The 21,096-nt window shown below is 61.1% G+C and carries 24 protein-coding genes; 11 read left to right on the top strand and 13 right to left on the bottom strand.

The window, feature by feature from the left end; all coding sequences use genetic code 11:
* Positions 1-14: 14 nt before the first annotated feature.
* Together AC1MEK_RS00880 and AC1MEK_RS00885 are read right to left on the bottom strand one after the other, a co-directional pair.
* Complete coding sequence (locus AC1MEK_RS00880; RefSeq protein ID WP_480394368.1) at positions 15-863, bottom strand: SMP-30/gluconolactonase/LRE family protein; 849 nt, start codon at positions 861-863, stop codon at positions 15-17.
* 17 nt (positions 864-880) lie between these two features.
* Positions 881-1,117: a DUF2798 domain-containing protein gene (locus AC1MEK_RS00885; RefSeq protein WP_480394369.1), complete on the bottom strand. Its 237-nt coding sequence runs from the start codon at positions 1,115-1,117 to the stop codon at positions 881-883.
* A gap of 406 nt (positions 1,118-1,523) precedes the next feature.
* On the opposite strand from AC1MEK_RS00885, the gene AC1MEK_RS00890 reads away from it, so the two are divergent.
* Positions 1,524-1,724, top strand: a complete 201-nt coding sequence (locus tag AC1MEK_RS00890; RefSeq protein WP_480394370.1) for a hypothetical protein — start codon at positions 1,524-1,526, stop codon at positions 1,722-1,724.
* Positions 1,725-1,757: 33 nt separating this feature from the next.
* On the opposite strand, the gene AC1MEK_RS00895 is transcribed toward AC1MEK_RS00890, so the two are convergent.
* Positions 1,758-2,606 carry a helix-turn-helix transcriptional regulator gene (locus AC1MEK_RS00895; protein WP_480394371.1) on the bottom strand — a complete coding sequence of 283 codons (849 nt, stop codon included), beginning with the start codon at positions 2,604-2,606 and terminating at the stop codon, positions 1,758-1,760.
* A 98-nt stretch (positions 2,607-2,704) separates the two neighbouring features.
* Here AC1MEK_RS00895 and AC1MEK_RS00900 point away from each other — a divergent pair, with 98 nt between their 5' ends.
* The gene (locus tag AC1MEK_RS00900; RefSeq protein ID WP_480394372.1) at positions 2,705-3,592 is read left to right on the top strand and encodes an SDR family oxidoreductase; all 888 of its coding nucleotides are present in this window, start codon (positions 2,705-2,707) and stop codon (positions 3,590-3,592) included.
* A gap of 23 nt (positions 3,593-3,615) precedes the next feature.
* On the opposite strand, the gene AC1MEK_RS00905 is transcribed toward AC1MEK_RS00900, so the two are convergent.
* Positions 3,616-3,921, bottom strand: a complete 306-nt coding sequence (locus AC1MEK_RS00905; protein WP_480394373.1) for an NIPSNAP family protein — start codon at positions 3,919-3,921, stop codon at positions 3,616-3,618.
* Between the two features lie 211 nt (positions 3,922-4,132).
* Between AC1MEK_RS00905 and AC1MEK_RS00910 the strand changes: the two genes are divergently transcribed.
* From AC1MEK_RS00910 to AC1MEK_RS00920, 3 genes are all read left to right on the top strand, one after another.
* Positions 4,133-5,248 carry a metallophosphoesterase gene (locus AC1MEK_RS00910; RefSeq protein WP_480394374.1) on the top strand — a complete coding sequence of 372 codons (1,116 nt, stop codon included), beginning with the start codon at positions 4,133-4,135 and terminating at the stop codon, positions 5,246-5,248.
* 1 nt (position 5,249) lies between these two features.
* Complete coding sequence (locus AC1MEK_RS00915; protein WP_480394375.1) at positions 5,250-5,756, top strand: GNAT family N-acetyltransferase; 507 nt, start codon at positions 5,250-5,252, stop codon at positions 5,754-5,756.
* A gap of 318 nt (positions 5,757-6,074) precedes the next feature.
* Positions 6,075-6,947 (top strand): DMT family transporter, encoded by an 873-nt coding sequence (locus tag AC1MEK_RS00920; protein ID WP_480394376.1) that lies wholly within the window; start codon positions 6,075-6,077, stop codon positions 6,945-6,947.
* An 83-nt stretch (positions 6,948-7,030) separates the two neighbouring features.
* Here the strand turns inward: AC1MEK_RS00920 and pdxR are convergent, their stop codons facing one another.
* On the bottom strand, positions 7,031-8,530 hold the full coding sequence (gene pdxR, locus AC1MEK_RS00925; RefSeq protein WP_480394377.1) for a MocR-like pyridoxine biosynthesis transcription factor PdxR: 1,500 nt from the start codon (positions 8,528-8,530) through the stop codon (positions 7,031-7,033).
* Between the two features lie 77 nt (positions 8,531-8,607).
* Here pdxR and AC1MEK_RS00930 point away from each other — a divergent pair, with 77 nt between their 5' ends.
* Positions 8,608-10,272, top strand: a complete 1,665-nt coding sequence (locus AC1MEK_RS00930) for a M24 family metallopeptidase (protein WP_480394378.1) — start codon at positions 8,608-8,610, stop codon at positions 10,270-10,272.
* Here the strand turns inward: AC1MEK_RS00930 and AC1MEK_RS00935 are convergent.
* On the bottom strand, positions 10,256-10,723 hold the full coding sequence (locus AC1MEK_RS00935) for a winged helix-turn-helix transcriptional regulator (protein ID WP_480394379.1): 468 nt from the start codon (positions 10,721-10,723) through the stop codon (positions 10,256-10,258). The two genes, AC1MEK_RS00930 and AC1MEK_RS00935, sit on opposite strands and share 17 nt — an antisense overlap.
* 135 nt (positions 10,724-10,858) lie before the next feature.
* Here AC1MEK_RS00935 and AC1MEK_RS00940 point away from each other — a divergent pair, with 135 nt between their 5' ends.
* A complete protein-coding gene (locus tag AC1MEK_RS00940; protein ID WP_480394380.1) occupies positions 10,859-12,085 on the top strand; it encodes an MFS transporter in 1,227 nt (408 codons plus the stop codon).
* A 171-nt stretch (positions 12,086-12,256) separates the two neighbouring features.
* Positions 12,257-12,970, top strand: coding sequence for an SDR family oxidoreductase (locus AC1MEK_RS00945; protein WP_480394381.1), 714 nt, complete (start codon positions 12,257-12,259; stop codon positions 12,968-12,970).
* A 42-nt stretch (positions 12,971-13,012) separates the two neighbouring features.
* On the opposite strand, the gene AC1MEK_RS00950 is transcribed toward AC1MEK_RS00945, so the two are convergent.
* From AC1MEK_RS00950 to AC1MEK_RS00960, 3 genes are all read right to left on the bottom strand, one after another.
* Entirely contained in the window at positions 13,013-13,402 is a 390-nt protein-coding gene (locus AC1MEK_RS00950; protein WP_480394382.1) for a VOC family protein, read from the bottom strand.
* A gap of 143 nt (positions 13,403-13,545) precedes the next feature.
* Complete coding sequence (locus AC1MEK_RS00955) at positions 13,546-14,016, bottom strand: GFA family protein (protein WP_480394383.1); 471 nt, start codon at positions 14,014-14,016, stop codon at positions 13,546-13,548.
* 16 nt (positions 14,017-14,032) lie between these two features.
* Positions 14,033-14,476: a GFA family protein gene (locus tag AC1MEK_RS00960; RefSeq protein ID WP_480394384.1), complete on the bottom strand. Its 444-nt coding sequence runs from the start codon at positions 14,474-14,476 to the stop codon at positions 14,033-14,035.
* Between the two features lie 121 nt (positions 14,477-14,597).
* Between AC1MEK_RS00960 and AC1MEK_RS00965 the strand changes: the two genes are divergently transcribed.
* Positions 14,598-15,491: a LysR family transcriptional regulator gene (locus tag AC1MEK_RS00965; protein ID WP_480394385.1), complete on the top strand. Its 894-nt coding sequence runs from the start codon at positions 14,598-14,600 to the stop codon at positions 15,489-15,491.
* A gap of 41 nt (positions 15,492-15,532) precedes the next feature.
* Here AC1MEK_RS00965 and AC1MEK_RS00970 read toward each other — a convergent pair whose 3' ends face one another.
* Entirely contained in the window at positions 15,533-15,949 is a 417-nt protein-coding gene (locus AC1MEK_RS00970; RefSeq protein ID WP_480394386.1) for a GNAT family N-acetyltransferase, read from the bottom strand.
* Between the two features lie 220 nt (positions 15,950-16,169).
* Between AC1MEK_RS00970 and AC1MEK_RS00975 the strand changes: the two genes are divergently transcribed.
* Together AC1MEK_RS00975 and AC1MEK_RS00980 are read left to right on the top strand one after the other, a co-directional pair.
* Entirely contained in the window at positions 16,170-17,039 is an 870-nt protein-coding gene (locus AC1MEK_RS00975; protein ID WP_480394387.1) for an AraC family transcriptional regulator, read from the top strand.
* Positions 17,040-17,124: 85 nt separating this feature from the next.
* Positions 17,125-18,042: a bifunctional helix-turn-helix transcriptional regulator/GNAT family N-acetyltransferase gene (locus AC1MEK_RS00980; protein WP_480394388.1), complete on the top strand. Its 918-nt coding sequence runs from the start codon at positions 17,125-17,127 to the stop codon at positions 18,040-18,042.
* Positions 18,043-18,093: 51 nt separating this feature from the next.
* On the opposite strand, the gene AC1MEK_RS00985 is transcribed toward AC1MEK_RS00980, so the two are convergent.
* The 3 genes from AC1MEK_RS00985 to AC1MEK_RS00995 form a co-directional block, all read right to left on the bottom strand.
* Complete coding sequence (locus AC1MEK_RS00985; RefSeq protein ID WP_480394389.1) at positions 18,094-19,356, bottom strand: DUF1835 domain-containing protein; 1,263 nt, start codon at positions 19,354-19,356, stop codon at positions 18,094-18,096.
* A gap of 193 nt (positions 19,357-19,549) precedes the next feature.
* Positions 19,550-20,056: a flavin reductase family protein gene (locus tag AC1MEK_RS00990; RefSeq protein WP_480394390.1), complete on the bottom strand. Its 507-nt coding sequence runs from the start codon at positions 20,054-20,056 to the stop codon at positions 19,550-19,552.
* Positions 20,056-21,093, bottom strand: coding sequence for a methionine synthase (locus AC1MEK_RS00995; RefSeq protein ID WP_480394391.1), 1,038 nt, complete (start codon positions 21,091-21,093; stop codon positions 20,056-20,058). Before AC1MEK_RS00995 ends, AC1MEK_RS00990 begins: the two co-directional genes overlap by 1 nt.
* Positions 21,094-21,096: the final 3 nt, after the last annotated feature.

The following is a 21,096-nucleotide window of genomic DNA, read 5'->3' on the forward strand; positions in this document are numbered from 1 at the left end:
AGGTTTGTCGAGCCTCAGCCCCGTTCGCCAGGAATATCTACGTAAGCAACTTCGATCGCCGCACCCGGTTTGCCCGCTGCCAGTTCCTCGGCCGTGCCGTCATAGGAACAGCAAAACAGGGTTCGGCCGTCCACGCCCCCCAACTGACACGCAACGGCTCGTTTGGAGCCCAATGAAACCCTGTGGGTGACTTCCCCTCCTTCGAGCACCCTGAGCACCTCACCGGTATTGAAGCAGGCTACCCATACGCCACCCTCGATATCGAGGCAAAGTCCATCCGGTTGGCGAATGCCCAGATCGGCAAATACTTCACGATTGTAAAGATTGCCTTTTGCATCACGCTCATAGCGGGTGAGCCGATTGGCCCATGACTCAGCAACGATGAGTTTGCGCCCCTCTTTTGTGACGACCACACCGTTGGGGAAATCCAGATCGGACGCAACGACTCGCGCCGATCGGTCTGGTTCGACCAGGATCAAATCTGCCGGCTGCTTCGACGCACCGCCGAAATGGTCATAACCAAAATTACCGACATAAAGACGACCCAGATCATCAGCAACCATATCGTTCAGATCCGCCGGGGCCAGGTCCGACAGATCGGCGTATTCGCTAACCCCGTGAGCGTCTATTCGCAGCAACTTGCGGTCCGTCATGGACACGACAATACATGCGCCGTCCGGCAAAAAGGCCAGGCCCGATGGCCTCCCGGGAATATCACATACGTGCTCGACATCGCCCTCTGGAAAGATACGATAGACTTTGTGCCCATAGATATCCGACACCCATAAACTGTCGTTACGCCAGCGCGGGGCCTCGAGAAATTCAAATCCGTCCACCAGCAAAGTACAGGTGTATTCAATCATCATCAGATCCTGGTTTATCAGTGTTTACTGGTCAGTGAGTCGGACAACTTTCTGATCAAGGGCATCGCAATGAAGACCAAGGGAAGCAAGGTTATCCATGAAATCAGATACATCGGTAGCCAATGGCAGAGAAACCCTGCTAGGTCATGCCGATAAGCGTGTGCAGTTGCGATGGCAGAGGTGACTGCGCACGTGAACCCCGACTGAAGGGCTCCCGCTACAAAGTGAGAATATCGTTTCGGAATTTTTGGCATGGATAACTATTTACCCAACGTTTCCCTGAGTAGAACTTCACGACTCATTCGTCGCATCAGAATATTTATTCTGACGCCTGAGTAACCGAAACAAAGAATGAAGATAAACGACCGGTGACGCAAACGACTATTTCAAATGTGAAGCATTTGAAATTCAAATACATTCATTGCGGCTTGATCATTCCAAACACGTAGACTTAGAGCAGAACTTTCAGAGGCTACAACGCGACACACTGTCACCCACCACACACCGCATCCGGATAACTGCGTCACAAACTCTCACTCAACCACTCGATAAACCACAACGCATCCTCCCCCAGCGCCGGGGGAAGGCGTGAGCACCTGATAGCTCTCAAGCGCCACGCGGTGATCCACGCACCTGACCAGGCTGCCCTCTTGCAGCTCCTTGCACGCCAGTGCCATCGCCGACAGCGATCAGACCTTCTGGGCCCTGGGCATCTACGGCCAGACCATCGCCATCAACCCGGCGCGAAAGCTGGTGGTCGTGCAATGGTTGACCTGGAAGAACGCCGAGACACCGAGCTCGCTTTACGACGAACAGGCCGTGTTCATGAACGCTGTGGCGCAATCGCTGGACGGTAAGTAACCGACTGGATGCAACGGGGCGGTGGGTCTTCTGTCAGCTCTCTGCCGCCTTGGCTGCCAGATGACTCTGCACCATCGCCCTGACCCGCTCGGCATCGGCGCTGCTGGCCGGGTTGTAAACGATCATCGACAGGTCCGGGCGCCCGTCCACCGCGAAGCCCGAGTATTCCAGTTCGATGACACCATGGGCAGGATGACGCAGGCGCTTGGTGCCCTCGCTGTGCAAGCGCACGTCGTTGTCGCGCCACAGCACCGCAAATTCATGACTGAGGCTGCACAGCTCATCGGCCAGCCGGGCGACTTCCGATGCCGCTCCCGCGCGGGTGGCATCGGCCCGGAAGGCCGCGACAATAAAACGCGCCACCGCCTGCCAGTCGTCTTGCCTGGACCTCGCACCGGGGTTGCAGAACATCAGCCGCAGGATGTTGCGCTGGGCTACCGGTAACAGGCTGTAGTCGGTGAACACCGCCGCGGCCGCGGTGTTCCATGCCAGCACATCCCAGGTCGCGGTCTTGATGAACGCCGGGCTGTACTCGAGCGTATCCAGCACCCGTTGCAGGCGCGGCGTCACCGCATCCGGCGCGCTGTAGACCACTTCAGGCGGATGACCAAAGGCAAGCATGAACAAGTGCTCGCGCTCAGGTTCGGTCATCAACAAGCTCTGGGCAATACGGTTCAACACCTGTGCCGAAGGCGCACCGCCGCGCCCCTGCTCGAGCCAGGTGTACCAGGTTGCGCTGATGTTGGCCCGCTGCGCGACTTCCTCGCGGCGCAGGCCAGGGGTGCGCCGGCGCGCAGCCGGGTAGCCGAAACTCGCCGGATCCAGCCGCGCCCGGCAGTCCTTCAGATAGGTTCCCAAGAGATGAGCAGACTGGCTCGCCATAATGATCCTGTTAGTTTCTATACCCTGATAATGTCACGCCTTTAACCGGATAAACGTTACGCGCACTCTGCAACCTTTAGCAAAGGGAGCATTCAGCTATGCGCGTATTCGTTACCGGCTCGACAGGTTTCATTGGCTCACAAGTCACCCGCGAGTTGCTCGACGCAGGCCATCAGGTGCTGGGCCTGACACGTTCGGATGCCGGTGCCCGTGCGCTGCTGGCAATGGGCGCTGAACCGCACCAGGGCAACATCGAAGACCTCGCCAGCCTGCAAAGCGGTGCCGAGGTGTGCGACGCCGTCATCCACACCGCGTTCGATCATGACTTCAGCCATTTCCTCGCCAACTGCCAGAAGGACGCCCGCGTGATTGCCGCGTTGGGGGCGGCGCTGGAAGGTTCCCAGCGCCCGCTGATCATCACCTCCGGAACGCCCATGGGCTCGGCGGCAGAGGGCCAGCCGGCAGACGAAGACTACTTCGACCCTGAGCACCCTCACCCACGAGCCGCGTCGGAGCGAGCCGGAAACGAACTGCTGCAGCGCGGCATCAACCTGGTGGTCATGCGCCTTTCGCAGATCCACAACCCGGTCAAACAGGGCTTGGTCAGCGAAGTGATCAAGCAGGCGCAGGCTCAAGGGTTTTGCGCCTACGTCGATGACGGCCTCAATCACTGGTCAGCCGCGCACCTTGTCGATACCGCCCGCTTGTATCGCCTGGCGCTGGAAAAGCACCAACCGGGTGCGCGCTACCACGCCACCGCGGAATCCCGCATTCCCTTCCGCCTGATCGCCGAGACCATTGGCGAAGGCCTGCAGATGCCCACGGTGTCAGTACCGGCAGATGAAGTGACGGCGAATTTCGGCTGGCTGTCGACCTTCGTGGGCAAGGACATGACCGCCCTGAGCAGCAAAACGCAAGCGCGGCTGGGCTGGACGCCAACGGGGCCGGATCTGCTCAGCGACCTCAGAAGTCTCTTTGGCCGCTAGCCCTCATCCGGGTGCCGGATCGATCACTCCAAGACCGGCCGAAGGAAGCTTCGCTCGTAGCTGACAATGAACTTCAACTCACTCGCCTCCTCCACCAGCCGCACAGACTCCGGATCCTGTGCGGCCTGCTGGCGGTAACGCTCGTAGTCGGCAAGGCTGGCGAAACTGAACATGCAGTACGCCACGTTGTTGGCGCCTTCGGCCGGCAGGAAATAACCGTGGTGATAGCCGCCCAGACGCGTCACCACCGCGATCCACTGCCGTGAATAACGCTCGAAAGCCGCGATCTGGTAGGGGTCGATGACGTATTTGACGTGGCAAGTAATCATGGGATCAGTCCTTTGATTTTTTAGAGGGGCGATATTCTACACATCGTCGGTCTTCTGTTTTGGCGACCAATGTCGAATTGCCGGTAGGCGATCTACAAAAAAGTCACCCAGGAATGCACGTCAGCAATTGATCTGAACCTCTCCGGGCACGTATTTTCAGATCCTCGCGCGGACGGCTCAATCGGCCCGTCACGATCACAGGAGTGACCCGATGTTTCACCTGATGTTTACCACCCCTTGCCTGTACGTGATCGTGCGCTTCATCTGGCCCATGCCCTGGCCGCTGGCTGCCAGGCTGGCCGGCGCGCTGTTGCTGCTGCTCGCTTCGCAATATCACTTTTACTCCCGGCTCTCTTCCGGCAGCGTGTTCGACCCGGAATTTCCGCGGGCGGTGGTGGTGCTGTTCAACTGGGCATTCGGGGCGATCCTGCTGATCGCGGTGCTGCAACTGGTCGTCGATCTGTGCACGCTGCTGGCCATGCTGGTTCGCCAGCGCTGGCTGATCATTCCGGCGAACCTGCGATATGCCCTGGGCAGTGTGGCGCTGGTGCTGGCAGCCGTTGGCGTGCATCAGGCCATGCGCGTGCCGCCGGTCAAAGACATTGAAGTCGCCATCAAGAACCTGCCCCCGCAATTCGACGGCTACACGCTGCTGCACCTGACCGACATGCACATCAGCCGCCTGTTCGACGAGCCATGGGCACGAGCCGTGGTCGACCGCTCGAACGCACTGGGGGTGAACCTGATCGTCATCACCGGCGACCTGATCGACGGCCCGCTCAGCGCCCGCACCCGAGACGTCGGACCCCTGCGCGACCTGCGCGCGCCCGATGGCGTGTATGTCATCCCCGGCAACCACGAATACTTCTTCGACAACGAAACCTGGATGCAGTATTTCAGCTCACAGGGCATGCGCCGCCTGAACAACAGCCACGCAGTGATCGAGCGCAACGGCGCACAACTGACCCTGGCCGGGGTCACGGACCTCAGCGCCCCCCGCGCCGGCCTGCCCGGCCCGGACCTTAAAAAGGCATTGGCCGGAGCGCCTGCGAATGCACCGGTCATCCTGCTCGACCACCAGCCGCGCAACGCCCGCCGCGCCGCCGAAGCCGGTGTGGCCTTGCAGCTCTCCGGCCATACCCACGGCGGCATGATCCGTCCCCTCGCGCCGTTCATTGCGCGGGCCAACGAGGGCTTCGTCTCCGGGTTCTACGATGTGGACGGTCTCAAGCTTTACGTGAACAACGGCACCGCGCTGTGGCCGGGCTTTGCCCTGCGCCTGGGCGTGCCGTCGGAGTTGACGCGCATTACATTGAGGCGTGGTTGAGATGGCCAACGTGAAGATCTACCGGGTTCGTGAACTCACCCACACCGACCTTCAGGGCTTGCTGGCCTTCGAAACACTGAATCGCGCCTGGTTCGAAGCGAACATCGATGCACGAGAGGCATCTTTTTACTCCGAGCCCGGCGTCAGCCAGCACATCGATGACCTGCTGGCCCGATTGGCCGCCCGGACATGGCACCCTTTCGTCATCGTCGATAACCAAGGCTCGATCACAGGCCGGGCCAATCTGAAAGATATCGATCAGCATCGTGGCTGCGCCGAAGTGGGCTACCGCGTGGCGCACGCCTGCACAGGCCAGGGGATCGCCACGCAGGCAGTCATGCACCTGATCCAGGTGGCACGGCAACACTGGCAGCTTGAGCGTCTGGATGCGTATGTGTTTCCGGAGAACATCGGCTCACAAAAGGTGCTTGCCCGTTGTGGCTTTAGCCAGCATCCGCAAACAGAAGACGGCGCTGGCCGTGAGTGCCGGTTCAGTTTGATGCTTTAGCACGGCAGCTTAGGTCGACACGAACTTGCCGAATTGAAAGGCTCGTCAGCCTTGGCTCATGAACACACAAGGACTAGTGGAGCTTGTTGCATGGGGAATCGACCTTCAGACAGGGATTTTAAGCACCACTGCATATAGCGTCCTGTTATTGCTGGTTTTGCTATCAACTGCTCTCACCGCCCCTTATTCATTTGATAAACAGATAATCCGATAAGCAGGCGACCCCGACAAACGGATAGTCCGAAAGAGAGTTTGATTTGTGAATGGAACCCGATTACTGTCCGTTATCACAGGGATCTAACAATATAAGGACATGCAGTGGACGTAGTCATGGGGCTTTTGGCAGCGTTGTGCTGGGGCGCGACCGACTTTCTGGTAGGCGTAAATGCTCGCAATGTCGGAGTTCAGAGAGCTGTTTTCTTTGGTCAGCTCATAGGTTTGATTTTAATGAGCGCTATTCTTTTCGGGTCTTCCGCCTACCAAAAACTTTTTATGGCATCCAGTCACGCACTCATGATTGGAGTAGTCGCCTCATTTTTCACCCTGGGAGGATCACTGGCCATTTCCAAGGCATTTGCATTAGGCAAGACTGCAGTCGTTGCCCCATTAGTCACATTGTATGGTGTGGTCACTGCTCTATTTTCCTGGATCGGTGGAGATAACATCTCTCCCACGCAACTCCTGGGCATGATCGTTTGCGTGACAGGTGTGGTCTTCGCAAGTATCAAGGAGAGAGCGCTGGACACTAGGGCAACGCAGAGCAATGGGGCATCCATTTTCTTCGCTTTGCTGGCGGCTTTGTTGTATGGAAGTAGTTTTTGGCTGCAAGGGAAATTTGCGCTGCCCTATATCGGGGCCGCTGCAATGCTATGGTTGGGATACGCAGTTGGAATAATTGCGATGCTGCCTACATTCTTGATTAGCGTTGCCAAAGCCACGCTAAAGCTTCCGCCAAACGCCGCCTTACTTCCTCTCTGCGCTGCAAGCTTATTCAATCTCGGAGGTTTTTCTGCATTTGCCTGGGGAGCGCTAAATGGGTCGATTGCAGTTGTCACTGTCATCAGCACGCTCTCAGGAGGTATCGCTGCGATCATGGGGTACTTCTTTTATAAGGAGAGGCTCGCTGTGTTACAGCTAGCAGGCATTCTTTTGGTGCTTGCTGGTGCAGCCGTACTGCACGCCAATAGCTGAACATATAGCGCACCACCCAAGCCATCTGAAAAGCAAGCCAAGCTGGCAATCGTCCGGCGGTCGCAGAGTATGAAGGACTGGCGCTATGCCTTGGCCACCCCAGCCACCCCCGCCACCTCCACCAACCGCCGCACAGCCTCACGAATCTCCTCCGCATCCAGCGAAGCAAACCCCAGCCGCAATGCATTCACCGGCTCGCCAAACGGCGAAAACTGGCGGCCGCTGCGTACCACCAGGTCCAGTTCCAGCGCCCGTTCGGCCAGTTGTTCGACGTCGATCGCCTCGCTGAACCTGACCCACAGCGCCAGCCCGCCTTCCGGTTCCTGCACGGTGATGTGATCGCCGAATGCTTCGCGCAGGCACTCCAGCAGTACCTGTCGGCGTCGTCGGTATTCACGGGAGACGCGGCGCAGGTGTTTTTTCAGTTCGCCGTCGTTGATCAGGTCTCCGAGCATGCGTTGCATCACCGCATCGCCCTGGCCCAGGGTCAGGGCCGCTGTGCGTTCGAGCAGGCGGATGACGTTGGCGGGGGCGACGATGTAGCTGCAGCGGAAGGTGCTGCCCAGGGATTTGGACAGGGAGCCGATGTAGATCACATGGCGCTGGGCGCGGTCGCTGGCCAGTGGCAGGTAGGGTCGGCCGGCGAAATGGTATTCGTGGTCGTAGTCTTCCTCGATCACGCAGAAGTCGTGGAGCCGGGCCAGTTCCAGCAACTGTTGGCGGCGGCCGGCGTGCAGGCTGACGGTGGTGGGAAACTGGTGATGGGGCGTGAGGTAGATCATGCGCACCTTGTGCTGGCGGCACAGGGCGTCGATCTGATCGACGCGGCAGCCTTCGTCATCTTGGTCGACCGGCACCAGCCGGGCGCCCAGCTGGCGGAAGATTTCCCACGCTGGCGGATAGCTCAGGCGCTCGATGAGCACCACGTCCCCGGGCTCGAGCAAGGCGCTGGCCACCAGTTGCAAGGACATCTGCACGCCTTGGGTCAGGCAGATGTGCTCGGCCTGCACCGCCAGGTCGCGCTGCTGGCGCAGCATGTCGGCCAGGGCGCTGCGCAGGTACTGGCTGCTGCTTTCAGTGCCGTGGCGCACGGTGTTGGTGGTGAAGCTGTAGCGCAGGGCATTGCGGTAGTAACGATGCAGCACGGCTTGCGGCAGCAGGCGGTGATCACAGGCGCCGTTGTCAAAAAACAGTGCGCCGGGCCGGTGCTGAAGGGCCGTCACCTGCTCGCCAGGAGTGAAATACGCCACTGCGGGCGAATCACGCAAAGGCAGCGCGAACGAAGGCGGCGCGGAGTGTGGATCAGGATTTGGTGTTGCCAGTTGCGTGCTGACGAAGGTGCCGCGCCGCTGCAGGCTGACCAGCCAGCCTTTGGTGGCGGCCTCTTCGTAGGCCAGGATCACGGTCTTGCGGTTGACGTCGAGCAACTTGGCCATTTCCCGCGTGCCCGGCAGTGGCGCGCCGGGCGGCACGCGGCCTTCGACGATCGCCGCCACCAGGCCCTCGACGATCTGACGGTAGGACGCTTGCCCACTGCCCTTGTCGAGGTTGAGCAACAGACGCCATTTGCGCAGCTGGACCATATGAACTATCCGAAACTGGAGGTTTTCTAGGTTCCAGTGTAACGCAACAATCGAGGCTCACTTGCCCCGAGGTGTTTATGCAAAACCGCCACGTCGTTGAACTGTCGCCTTCGGGCAAAACCTTCGAAGCCGCTGACCAGTTGCTGCTCGACGCCATGCTCGCCAGCGGCCTGGCCGTGCCGTTTTCGTGCCGCCGGGGCGCGTGCGGGTCGTGCAAGGTCAAGGTGGTGTCGGGCAGTTGGCGGGACAAGCTGCGCACCGAGGACATGCCAGCGCCCTCCTACCCGCTGGCCGCCGACGAGATGCTGCTGTGCCAGAGCCACGCCTGCAGCGACCTGCGCCTGGAGATTCCCGGTTGGTCGCTGGACACCCCCACCCTGCACATCAGCGCCCAGGTTGTCAGCCAGCGCCCGCTGAGTGAAGACATCATCGAACTGGTGCTGCAGCCCGCTCAGGCGCTGGAGGTCAAACCCGGCCAGTACCTGCGCTTTCGTCTGGCCGACGGCGACAGCCGCTGTTTCTCCATCGCCAACCTGCCCGCCGAGGATCAGGGACGGCTGGTGTTTCACATTCGTCAGGTCAGTGGCGGGCGGTTTTCCCAGGGCATTTTGCCGATGCTGAAGCGGGGCGATGCTGTCGAACTCGAAGGCCCGGTGGGCGCCTGCACCTGGCAGCACGAAGATCAGCGGCCCGTGGTGCTGTTTGCCACCGGCACTGGCTACGCGGGAGTCAAACCCTTGCTGCTGACGGCATTGGGGCGCAGGGCAAAGGTCACGCTGTACTGGGTTGGATCGTCGACCGCAGACTTCTATGATCAGGACTTTCTCGATCAGGCCGATCAGGCGCATTCAAACTTCAACTGGCACCCCGTACGCTCGCCCGTTGCACGGGTGCAGCAGGTTGCCCTGAGCCAGTCTCACCAATGGACCGAGACCCAGGTGTATGCCTGCGGCAACGGCAACATGATCAGCCAGGTGCGCGAAGCCTGCCTGGCGGCCGGCGTGCAGGCGCACCGCTTCGTGGCAGAGGCCTTCGTGCCCAGCGGTTCGTCGGTGCCTGCTGCTACCTCGCGGCCGCTGGACCCGTTGCTGGAAAAGGTCGGGCCGCGCTACTCGCTGGATGGCATGCTCGCAGCCCGGGAGCAGTCGGCTCGAGCGCTGGCGGCCATCGCCAGCCAACTGAGGGTCGGCATGACCACGGCGCAGGCGCAGGCCATGGCCCGCCAGACCTTACAGGCGATGGGCGCGTCCCACACCTGGCACCCCACCTACATCCGCTTCGGCGACGACACGGTGCGCACGCCTCGTCAGGGCGTCGACCCTCAGCGCACGCTGCGCGCCAGCGACATCGCGGTGGTCGACCTCGGCCCGGTGTGGGACGGCTACGAAGGCGATTACGGCGACACCTTCGTGTTCGGCGGCAACCCGCTGCACCACGCCTGCACCCAGGCGCTGCACGAGGTGTTCAACGAAACTCGTGAGGCCTGGCACCGCGGCCTGACCGGGCGCGAGCTGTACGACTTTGCCGAATCCAGCGCCCAAGCCAAGGGCTGGCAGCTGGAGCGCAATCTGGCGGGCCATCGCATCGCCGATTTCCCCCACGCGCTGTTCGGCCAAGACAAGCTGGCTGACGTGGATATCGTGCCGAGCGAGATGGTCTGGGTCCTGGAAATCCAGTTGTGCCACCCCACCGAGCCGGTCGGTGGGTTTTTCGAGGACATTCTGATCAGCCGTCAGGGGTGACCGCCGGGGCGATCCTGACCCGGTGGCAGTCTGCCGGCCCAAGCACCTCGCCGCTCGCAGAGCGCACCGCCAACGTCGCCAGCGGCTGGCCGCTGGCGTTGTCCAGCAGCACCGAGCGCGTCTCATGGGGTTCGAACTCGAAGCGCTCGCCCCACTGGCGCAGGCTGACCACAATCGGAAAGATCTCGCGCCCTTTTTCCGTCAGCACGTACTCCTTGTAGGCGCTGCCGTCCGATGCCGGGCAGATCTCGAACACCCCAACCTCCACCAGCGCCTTGAGCCGCGAGGTCAGGATATTCCTGGCCACGCCCAAGCTCTTCTGGAATTCGCTGAAGCGGCGGATATCGTCGAACGCGTCGCGAATGATCATCAGCGACCAGCGATCGCCGATCACCTCAAGCGATCGAGCGACCGGGCATTCACGGCTGTCCTGAGAAAACGTTTCGGGCATTTTTACCTTCCGCTGAGAAATCCGCGTGAGGGGCTGTGGGGCAGCCCGGACAAATCTGGTTGCATTTTGAAACAGGATCAAGCAAAAATCCATCAAGTTTCATTTTGCAACCAGATTACCTGCACGGATGACCTTATGACAGCCAAGCCTGAGTCTCCACCCTTCGGCCTTTCCAGCCTCCCTGCCTCGCTCATTCTGCTGTTCTCGATCACTTGCGGCTTGGCAGTCGCCAACGTGTATTTCGCCCAGCCGCTGCTCGATTCGATGGCTGAGAGTCTTAACGTAGCACCCGGGTCGATCGGCATTGTGGTGACCATGACCCAAGTCGGCTACGCGCTGGGGTTGCTGCTTCTGGTGCCGCTGGGCGATCTGGTCAATCGCAAGCGGCTGGTGCTGAGCCAGACCGTGCTGTCTGCCATTGCCCTTGCAGCGGTTGGCGCGTCGCAGACATGGCTGGCGTTGCTGGCCGCAATGGTCGTCGTGGGGTTGATGGCGGTGGTCGTTCAAGTGTTGGTCGCTTACACGGCGGTGCTGGCAGCGCCTTCACAACGCGGCCAGGCGGTCGGGACGGTGACCAGCGGCATTGTGCTGGGCATTCTTCTGGCGCGTTTCGCATCGGGGTTGATCGCGGATCTGGCCGGCTGGCGAGCGGTTTATCTGGTTTCATCAGGGCTGATGCTTGCCCTCACTGCAGTGCTGTTCAAATGCGTGCCTGACACGCCCTCCCGGCAGTCCGCCGGCAGCTATGGGCAGTTGATCCGCTCGCTGTTCACGCTGTTGATGACCGAACCTGTGCTGCGGATTCGCGGGCTGCTGGCGTTGCTGATCTTCGCCGCGTTTTCGGTGTTGTGGACGGCGATGGTGCTGCCCTTGAGCGCGCCACCGCTGTCGTTATCCCACACCACCATCGGCCTGTTCGGCCTGGCAGGCGTGGCCGGTGCATTGGCCGCCAGACGCGCGGGTCGCTGGGCGGATCAGGGCTTGGGGCAACGGATCAGCGGCCTCGCACTGGGCCTGTTGACGCTTTCATGGTTGCTGATCGGCTTGGCCCAATCCTCACTGTTCGCCCTCGTCTGCGGAGTGATCCTGCTCGACTTCGCCGTCCAGGCCGTTCACGTCACCAATCAGAGCCTGATCTTCGCCGCCCGGCCGGATGCGCAAAGCCGCCTGGTCGGCGCCTACATGGTTTTCTACTCCACCGGCAGCGCCCTGGGCGCAGCAGCCGCGACTCAAGTCTACGAGCACTGGGGATGGCCCGCCGTGAGCCTGCTGGGCGCATCGGTCAGCGCCAGTGCCCTGATCCTGTGGTTGCTGACGTCCCGCAGCCCAGCGTGCGCCGCTACTGCCGCAAATCCACCGTGACCGCGCTGGTGGGGCGCGTGCAACCGAGGAGAGCTTGGGGAGTTCTGGCTGCTGGGTGACAGATCAGCCCTTGGATATTTCCAAATAATTTGAAAATCCATCAAATGCCGAGCCAATTTTCAATATCACAGCTGTTTCGCAGAATGGGGCCACTCAACCGGAGGAACCCCCATGAAAGACTTCTCAGCTAGCAACGTATTGATCGTAGGCGGCAGTTCGGGCATCGGTGCCGCCACTGCACAGGCATTCGCAAAACTCGGCGCCCAGGTCACCATTGCCTCGCGCAACCAGGCAAAACTCGACGCCGTCGCCAACGGCATCGGCGCCAACATCAAGACCGCCGTGCTCGATACCACCAATGAAGCGGCCGTCAGCGCATTTTTTTCCTCGGCCGGCGAGTTCGATCACGTGGTCATTTCCGCCGCGCAAACCCCGGGCGGCCCGATCCGGCAACTCGCCCTGGAGGATGCCCACGCCGCGATGAACAGCAAGTTCTGGGGCGCCTACCACGTCGCACGCGTGGCCAGGATCAAGGCCGGCGGCTCGCTGACGTTCGTCTCCGGCTTCCTCAGCGTACGCCCCAGCAAAACATCAGTCCTGCAAGGCGCCATCAATGCGGCGCTGGAAGCCTTGTCCCGCGGCCTGGCCCTGGAACTGTCGCCGGTGCGGGTCAACACCGTCTCGCCAGGACTGATCGCCACCCCGCTGTGGTCGAAACTCTCCGACGACGCCCGCCAGTCCATGTTCGACGGCGCCGCAGCACGCTTGCCTGCACAGGTAATGGGCCAAGCCGAGGACATCGCCAACGCGATCGTCTATCTGGCGAGCACGCCTTACGCCACCGGCTCAACGGTGCTGGTGGATGGCGGGGCGAGCATTGCTTGAGTGGAGGTCACTCTCGTCTGCACGACGGGAGTGATGAGACCTTCAGTGACCAGGTACGAGAAGCTCGGAAATTTCGATCAGGTTCAGGTCGGGGTCGCGGACATACACGGAACGAATCGGCCCGGTGGCGCCGGTTCTTTGTACGGGCCCCTCGACAATTGGCCAGCCCTCGGACTGCAGCCGGGCAACCGCAGCATCCAACCCGACACTGGCAATGAAACACAGATCCAGCGCACCGGGCACCGGCAAATGGGCCTTGGGTTCGAACTCCCGTCCGCGCTCGTGGATGTTGATTTTCTGATTGCCGAAACAGAACGCCAGCCGGCCGTTGCCGAAGGTCTCGGCGCGCATTCCCAGCACGCGCACGTAGAAGTCCTTGCACGCCTGGAGGTCGGTTGTGGTGAGTACCAGATGGTCCAGATGATCGATCAATGCGTATGCTCCGGTTCGGTGTGGGTCAAGGTTTCTGTCCGGATCATCGCCTAAAAGACACAGCCTGAGAATTTCAAAGTTTTCCCCCACCCTTCCCAGAACGGAAGCGGTAATGGTGCGAGTTCACGCCGCGCGCGCTCGCGTCACTCACGCTCGGCACCCGCAGCCATTGCCGCAAACGCAGCCATCAACCCAGGGTAATCCTGCGGCTCGGGAAAGGTCGGGTAACTGCCCCCTGCCCCGGTGCCAGCCCAAGGCAGTTTTTCGCGAGTCCAGGTTTCCATGAAGGGGGCGTAGCGCCAGGGCTGGTCGAGCAGGCTGCTGCGCACTCCGACGAATGCGTCGGTTTCGCTGGGGCGTGTGAACAGCCAGGACAAACAGTGCGGGCAGAAAAAATGCCGGCTCGCGCCATGCAGCCCGCCGATTACCGGTGCGCCCTGAGTGATGAAAAAGCCTTCGGCGGGAAACAGCGCGGTCAGGGAAAACGCGCTGGCCGACATTTTCTGACAGCCGACACAGTGGCACGCGCTGGTCATCACCGGCTGGGCGCGCACTTCAAATGTCACCTGACCACACCGACAGCTGCCGGTTGCACAGTACGGGTCATCGCTCATGATTGCCTCGCTTGACTCAGGATCGGCCAGCGTTCAACGCAGCAGCAAATGCCTGGGGTGTCGGGCTTTGCGGCCAGGTGGCAACATCAGCGGGAAGGCTCAGCCAGGGTTGTTTGTGCTTGACCCAGATGTGCGCCATCGGCGTCAGCGAGGAACGCTCCTCAAGGGTCCCTGCGCGCAGCACCCACGCCCCCGGTGCCGCCGTCGTGGTGTTGTAGATACGGGTGTGGCAGGTCGCGCACAAGTAGTGATGCGCGATCTGACCCTGATCTTCGTGAATGTATTCCACAGTCGGGCCGTGCAGGACAAACGCATCACCAGGCAGCAGGGCGTGCAGCGCAAAACTGCTGCCGCTCCAGATCTGGCAGAACTGACAATGGCAAGCGTAAACAGCCACCTGCATGTCGCTGTCTGAACGATAGGTGACAGCGCCGCAACGGCAACCACCGGCAAGTTTCATGGGCAATTTCTCTATTTTTCCGAAGGTAAGACTTGATGCCATGCATCGACCGGGTTAAGCATGCCCAACATTGCACCTGATGAAAATTGATCAAACCGTACCACCCGCTCATAGGAAATGTATGAACATCGCGCCACTTCAGTGGGAAACCCAACGGGTTTTTCTTGCCGTCCTGCGCACGGGCAGCCTGTCCGCCGCCGCCCGGGCGCTTGGCATCGCCCAGGCCACTGCGCGACGACGCATCGACTCGCTTGAACACAGCGTGGGCACCAGCCTGTTCGTCCGCTCGCCAGCAGGTTTGATGCCCACGGACACCGCGCGGGAGCTGATCGAACACGCGCAATCGATGGCCTTGGCGGCCGAGGCATTTGCCCGCGCCGCCTCGGCCCAGGCCAATGGAGCAGGCGGCACAGTGCGGGTGACCAGCAGCCAGTTGCTGGGCGTGGAGGTGCTGCCGGCGATGCTGGGTGAGATCCGCACTGCGCAACCGCATCTGGCGATCGAACTGAGTGTGTCGAACCGGCTGGAAGACCTGGCACTGCAAGAAGCCGACGTTGCCGTTCGTATTCGTCGCCCCTCAGAGGCTGCAGTCGTCACCCGCCACGTCGGCGACTTGCGCGTGGGCCTCTACGCATCGGCGCAACTGCTCGAACATCGAGGCCTGCCCCGCAATGCAGATGAACTGAACGACTACCCGGTGATCGGCCCGGACCGCAACCTGACGGAACAGACGTTGCTCAAGCAGCAGGGATTTTTCTGTACCGGCGAGAATGCCGTCATCCGCAGCGACAACCATCTGGCCCAGTTCGCCTCTCTGCGGGCGGGCTTGGGCATCGGCGTGTGTTCAAGCCAACTGGCGCGACGTCACGGCCTTGTGCGCGTACTGCCCGAGCAAGTGGATTTTACGGTCGACGTCTGGATCGCGATGCACCACGACCTCAAGCGGGTACGGCGTGTCGCGCTGGTATTCGATGCGCTTTCGCAATCCCTTTCACGCTTTCTGGCCGACGCTTGATGACAGATGCAGGCGTATCCTTGCGACCGGCCAGAACGTTGTCAAAGGCAACGCTCGTAGTTCAGATAGCCATTCTCGCCAGTTCCCAGGCATGCAAAACCCGCGTTCTGATACATGAATCTTGCCGGATTGTCAGGCCGCACACTCAAGCGCCATCGGTTGAATCCCTGCGATCCGGCATCGGCCATGTAAGCCTGCAGCAGCTTCGATCCTATGCCGCTGCGACGCAAACCCGGGGCGACATGAAGGGTGCAAAGCTCCGCGCAGTCACCCTCCGGCATCCACAACGAATAACCGGCGAACGCCTCATCGACGACAGCGACGGTCAGACGCTCGAAGTGCTCGACCCACCGCGTCAGATGCCGCGCAAGGTCAGCGCGCCATGCCGCTTCGTGTGCAGGCTCAAAGGCGCGGATGTAACTTTCCTCGCCTCGGTAAATGGCCGGTAGATCGGTCACGCGGGCTTTCCTTAGTTGTAGCGCCACTGCATCGCTCCCTGATTGATTTTTTCCAGTTTACATCTGGTAATGGGTGGGTAGCCGAACCTCAGCTGCCACACAGTATCTGTCCCTCAAAAGCTGTCCGGAGAACGGATTCGAACAAAGCAAACCCGGCTAGGCCCGCGTAGGATAAAACCCGGATGATCCTCCTCACCGCATTCCCAGGAGACCTCACCCGGTGACCGAAACCTCCACTGCCCACGCCTATCAGCAGCGCTTCGAAGCCGTGCTCGCCTACATCGACGCCCATCTGGATGGCGACCTGTCGGTGAGCACCTTGAGCCGTGTCGCGAACTTTTCGGTGTTTCATTTCCATCGGCAGTTCACGATCTACGTCGGCGTTCCGGTTTCGCAGTATGTACAGCTGATGAGGCTCAGACGCGCGGCCCATGGCTTGGTCGGCGAGCCTCGGCAATCGGTGTTGCAGGCGGCGCTGGAGGTGGGTTTCGAGAGCCCGGAGGCGTTTTCAAGAGCCTTCAAGCGGGCCTTCGGGATAGCGCCGAGCGCATTCGGCAAGGCGCCGAACTGGCAGGTCTGGAGTGCGGTGTTTGTCGTTCCTCATTTTTCCAGGAGTATCACTGTGCAAATCCGTATCGTGGAATTCGCCGAAACCCGTGTCGCGGCGCTCGAACATCGCGGCGCACCCGCCCTGCTGGACCAGAGCGTGGCGCGTTTTCGGCAATGGCGCATGCAAAGCGGCCAGTCGCCGGTGGCGCGCAGCCGCACCTTCGGCATTCCTTATGACAACCCCGACACCACACCGGCGGACGACTTTCGCTTTGCGATCTGCGGCGAAATCGACGAGTCCGTCCTGCCCAATGACTTCGGCGTCCGCGATCTGGTCATCCCCGCCGGGCGTTGCGCGGTGATCCGGCATCTGGGCTCGCCCGATCACATCAGCGAAAGCATCTACCCGCTGTTCCGCGACTGGCTGCCCGCCAGCGCCGAGGAGCTGCGGGATCATCCGCTGTTTTTCCATTACCTGAGCGTCTACCCCGAGACGCCGCTGGATCAATGGCAGACGGATGTGTACGTGCCGTTGAAGTGACCGGATTCCGGCGATGGAAACGTCATTTGACATATTTGTCTTAGGCAAACATATAATTGCCAAAAGCAAATATATGGGTATTTACATGGCCTCTCCCATCGTTGACCGCGCCGAAGCCGTCCGCCGCTTCAACCGCTCCTACACCCGCCAGATCGGCGTGCTGGATGAGCACCTGCTGCATTCGCAGTTTTCACTCACGCAAAGCCGGATTCTCTATGAGCTGGGCACCGGCGCCGGGATCACCAGCGCCGACCTGCGCCAGACCCTGGGGCTGGATCCCGGCTACCTCAGCCGCACCATCGCAGGCCTCGAGAAGGACGGCCTGATCGCCAAGACCCGTTCGGCCAGCGACGCCCGGGCTTCGGACCTGAGCCTCACCGAACACGGCTCGACGGTGCTGGCCGCGCTGGAGCAGGCCGCGCGTGACGAGGTGGTGGTGATGCTGGAGAAAATGCCCGAGGCGCAGCAGAAACAGCTGGTTCAGGCCATGCAACAGATGCAGGCGCTGCTGGGCGATGGCGACAACTCATGGCTGTTGCGCGCCCCGGGGCCCGGTGACATGGGCGCCGTGGTCCAGCAGCAGGCCGAGCTCTACGCCCGCGAATACGGCTTCAATGCAGAGTTCGAAGCGCTGTTGGCCGAGATCGTCGCGCACTACATTCGCCAGTTCGACCCCGCGTCGGAGCGCTGCTGGATTGCCGAGAAGAATGGCAAGGTCGTAGGTTCCGTGTTCGTCGTCAGGGAGAACCCCACCACCGCCAGGTTGCGCATGCTCTATGTCGACGCCAGCACCCGGGGGATGGGCATCGGCAAGCGGCTGGTCGAGGAAACGATCCAGTTCGCCCGCCGTGTCGGCTACCAACGCATGGAGCTGTGGACCACCAGCGTATTGGTCGACGCAGCAAGGCTGTACCGGAAAGCCGGCTTCGAATTGATCGAGCAGGAAAATGTTCAGCAGTTCGGTAGGGAGCTGGTGAGCCAGACCTGGTCGCTGGATTTGTAACATCGCCGCGAGGGACTTATCGCGACGATGGTTCAGCAAGCGACTCAGTGATCAGGACCGCCCTCGCCCAACCTGCCGACGCGACACGCTCCCCTGCTCACTGACCACCCAAGGCGAGTCATCCGCCACGATGCGCACGCCGCCGACCCAGCGCTCGGCGGGCGCGCAATCGAGCCAGTTCACTTGCCCGCGCAACACTTGCTCGCCCAGCGGGGTCAACCGCAGCAGGCGCCTTTCCCACGCGTCTCCCTGCTGCTCGTCGATCAGCGGCTGCGGGGTATCGATCAAGGGGCGCAGCAGCGCATGAAACATCTGATCGCCCAGATACGGCAGCGGCTCGTAGCGCATCATCAGGTGGCCAAAGACCTTGCCAGCGGGCAGTTCGCCCTGCTCGGCGAGGATGCGCAGCGTCAGGCGCTGGGTCAGGCTCAGGCCATCTTCTGCGCCAGGCAGTTCTTGCAGTTGCCTCGCCAGCGCGGGCCCCAGCAGCGGCAAGACCGGATGCGGGTCAGCTGCCAGTTGCGCCCAGTCGCTCGGGTCGGGGGCGGTGTAGGCTTTCCAGGTTTCGCGGGCAAGTGCCAGCGCATCCTCGCCCAGCGGACGACGTTGCGGCCACAGCCAGGCCAGCAGGTCCGGCGCCAGCTGGCCGATGCCAATAAAGCGCTCAACGCCAGGCACACGGTGGGTCTCGATCAGTTCGAGCCTGCGCGGCAAGGCTGGCAGGCTGGCCAGCAAACGGATGAGAAACAGCTGATCGTACGCGTCGCCTTCACACCAGAGCACCAGCTCGCTGTGCGCATTCAGCTGCGCCAGTGCCTTGCGCTGGCTGGCCTGACGCTGCTGGATATCGGCGGCGCTCAGCCCGAACGCCTGCTGCGCAAAAGCCGCGCGCACTGCCCAGTACTGCTCGTCGGGGAGCGCCGGAACCGGGCCCATGACCATCGGATCGTCGAACATGTGAAACGCGCCCGAGAAGCCGGCGATTCGCAGGCTGTGCTCGATGTCATTGCCGCAGCGCCAATGCTGGACGGTCGCCTCAAAAGTCGTGCTGAAATCCGGATGGCGCGCCGCGAAAGCGACGCTGTCGGCGTGGGCGATCATTTTTGGCCAACTGGCGAAACCTGCCTCACGGGCCACCAGCCACTGGGTATCGGCCAGTCGATAATCCGGGCCGGATAAGCCCAGAGCACGCAGCTGCAGGCGCACCTCATCCGCCTCGTTTTCTTTGAGGGCCTTGAGAAGGCGCTTTGCGCGTTTGCGCAGGGAAGGTAAATCGAGAAGACCGTGTTGACGGGAAACAATACTGGCGGGCATGCCAACTCCTTATTGGGCTCGGTCCGCCGACAAGCCGGGAGCTGGAATGAAAAATGTGGCAAGCATGCCTTGGGTGACCCCTTCGCGCGGACCGCAGGCGCAGCAAACGCCCAGCTGCGGAATCTAGCGGGAAGGTGGGGCAGATGCAACCGGGGCAGCCACGCAGCGACAGCGCCACTGCGTGGCAAGCGAATCAAGCCAAGCCGTGGGCCAGGTTGCGATACTGCCCTTTGAAGTACAGCAAGGGCTGGGCGGCATCGGCTTTTTGCACATCCAGGGCTTTCACTTCGCCAATCACGATCAGGTGATCGCCTGCCACATGCTCGGCGTGGATTTCGCAATCGAGCCAATGCAGGCAGCCCTCGATGAGCGGGTTGCCCAGCGGTGATGCCTGCCACTGGATGCCTTGCCATTTATCCGCGCCGCGGCGAGCGAACTGGTTGGAAACTCCAGCCTGCTCGCCTGCCAGGATGTTGACGGCGAACCGACCCGCCTGGCGAATCTTCGGATAGCTGGCCGAACTGCACATGACGCTGAACGACACCAGCGGCGGATCCATCGACACGCTGTAGAACGACTGGCAAGTAAAGCCGATCGGCTCGTCACCGCTGTGCGATGTGATCACCGTGATCCCGGAAGCGTAGTGCCCCAGCGCTTCACGAAAGCTCAGCGGCTCGATGACAGTAGCAGAGAGTGACATCACAGCTCCCGGTTCAAGAGCTCTTTGCGAATGATCTCGGCGCCGGCACTCAACGCATTCAACTTGCCCCTTGCCACCTGGCGAGGCAACGGCGCCATGCCGCAGTTGGTGCACGGATAGAGTTTATCGGCGTCGACGAACTGCAGGGCCTCGCGCAGGGTATTGGCCACTTCCTCGGGCGTTTCGATGGCATGGTTCGCCACATCGATAGCGCCCACCATCACTTTCTTGCCGCGAATCAGTTCGATCAAGTCCATCGGCACGTGAGAGTTGTGGCACTCCAGCGAGACGATATCGATGCTGGATTTCTGCAACTTGGGAAACGCCTCTTCATATTGGCGCCATTCCGAGCCCAGGGTCTTTTTCCAGTCGGTGTTGGCCTTAATGCCGTAGCCATAACAGATATGCACGGCCGTTTCGCACTTGAGCCCTTCGATGGCCCGCTCCAGCGTGGCAACACCCCACTCGTTCACTTCATCGAAGAACACGTTGAAGGCCGGTTCATCGAACTGAATGATATCGACGCCCGCCGCTTCCAGCTCTTTGGCTTCCTGGTTGAGGATCTTGGCGAATTCCCAGGCGAGCTTTTCACGGCTCTTGTAGTGAGCATCAAAGAGTGTGTCGATCATGGTCATCGGGCCAGGCAACGCCCATTTGATCGGCTGCCCGGTTTGCTGACGCAGGAACTTGGCATCTTCAACGAACACCGGCTTCTTGCGCGCAACAGCGCCCACCACTGTCGGCACGCTGGCGTCATAACGATCCCGAATCCGTACCGTTTCGCGCTTTTCGAAATCGACGCCTTCGAGGTGTTCGATAAACGTGGTCACGAAGTGCTGGCGGGTCTGTTCACCGTCGCTGACGATATCGATACCGGCATGCTGTTGTTCTTGCAATGCCAGGCGCAGCGCATCCTGTTTGCCCTCGACCAGGCCTTCATCCTGCAACTTCCAGGGCGACCAGAGGGTTTCCGGCTGCGCGAGCCAGGAGGGTTTTGGCAAGCTGCCGGCAGTTGAAGTGGGTAGCAGTTTTTTCATGGC

It is taken from the genome of Pseudomonas sp. 2, assembly GCF_056627435.1.

Bases quoted from the DNA above. Each gene is read 5' to 3' on its own strand.
- AC1MEK_RS00880 (WP_480394368.1), bottom strand. From the start codon at position 863: ATGATTGAATACACCTGTACTTTGCTGGTGGACGGATTTGAATTTCTC.
- AC1MEK_RS00885 (WP_480394369.1), bottom strand. From the start codon at position 1,117: ATGCCAAAAATTCCGAAACGATATTCTCACTTTGTAGCGGGAGCCCTT.
- AC1MEK_RS00895 (WP_480394371.1), bottom strand. From the start codon at position 2,606: ATGGCGAGCCAGTCTGCTCATCTCTTGGGAACCTATCTGAAGGACTGC.
- AC1MEK_RS00900 (WP_480394372.1), top strand. From the start codon at position 2,705: ATGCGCGTATTCGTTACCGGCTCGACAGGTTTCATTGGCTCACAAGTC.
- AC1MEK_RS00905 (WP_480394373.1), bottom strand. From the start codon at position 3,921: ATGATTACTTGCCACGTCAAATACGTCATCGACCCCTACCAGATCGCG.
- AC1MEK_RS00910 (WP_480394374.1), top strand. From the start codon at position 4,133: ATGTTTCACCTGATGTTTACCACCCCTTGCCTGTACGTGATCGTGCGC.
- AC1MEK_RS00915 (WP_480394375.1), top strand. From the start codon at position 5,250: ATGGCCAACGTGAAGATCTACCGGGTTCGTGAACTCACCCACACCGAC.
- pdxR (WP_480394377.1), bottom strand. From the start codon at position 8,530: ATGGTCCAGCTGCGCAAATGGCGTCTGTTGCTCAACCTCGACAAGGGC.
- AC1MEK_RS00930 (WP_480394378.1), top strand. From the start codon at position 8,608: ATGCAAAACCGCCACGTCGTTGAACTGTCGCCTTCGGGCAAAACCTTC.
- AC1MEK_RS00935 (WP_480394379.1), bottom strand. From the start codon at position 10,723: ATGCCCGAAACGTTTTCTCAGGACAGCCGTGAATGCCCGGTCGCTCGA.
- AC1MEK_RS00940 (WP_480394380.1), top strand. From the start codon at position 10,859: ATGACAGCCAAGCCTGAGTCTCCACCCTTCGGCCTTTCCAGCCTCCCT.
- AC1MEK_RS00945 (WP_480394381.1), top strand. From the start codon at position 12,257: ATGAAAGACTTCTCAGCTAGCAACGTATTGATCGTAGGCGGCAGTTCG.
- AC1MEK_RS00955 (WP_480394383.1), bottom strand. From the start codon at position 14,016: ATGAGCGATGACCCGTACTGTGCAACCGGCAGCTGTCGGTGTGGTCAG.
- AC1MEK_RS00960 (WP_480394384.1), bottom strand. From the start codon at position 14,476: ATGAAACTTGCCGGTGGTTGCCGTTGCGGCGCTGTCACCTATCGTTCA.
- AC1MEK_RS00965 (WP_480394385.1), top strand. From the start codon at position 14,598: ATGAACATCGCGCCACTTCAGTGGGAAACCCAACGGGTTTTTCTTGCC.
- AC1MEK_RS00980 (WP_480394388.1), top strand. From the start codon at position 17,125: ATGGCCTCTCCCATCGTTGACCGCGCCGAAGCCGTCCGCCGCTTCAAC.
- AC1MEK_RS00985 (WP_480394389.1), bottom strand. From the start codon at position 19,356: ATGCCCGCCAGTATTGTTTCCCGTCAACACGGTCTTCTCGATTTACCT.
- AC1MEK_RS00990 (WP_480394390.1), bottom strand. From the start codon at position 20,056: ATGTCACTCTCTGCTACTGTCATCGAGCCGCTGAGCTTTCGTGAAGCG.
- AC1MEK_RS00995 (WP_480394391.1), bottom strand. From the start codon at position 21,093: ATGAAAAAACTGCTACCCACTTCAACTGCCGGCAGCTTGCCAAAACCC.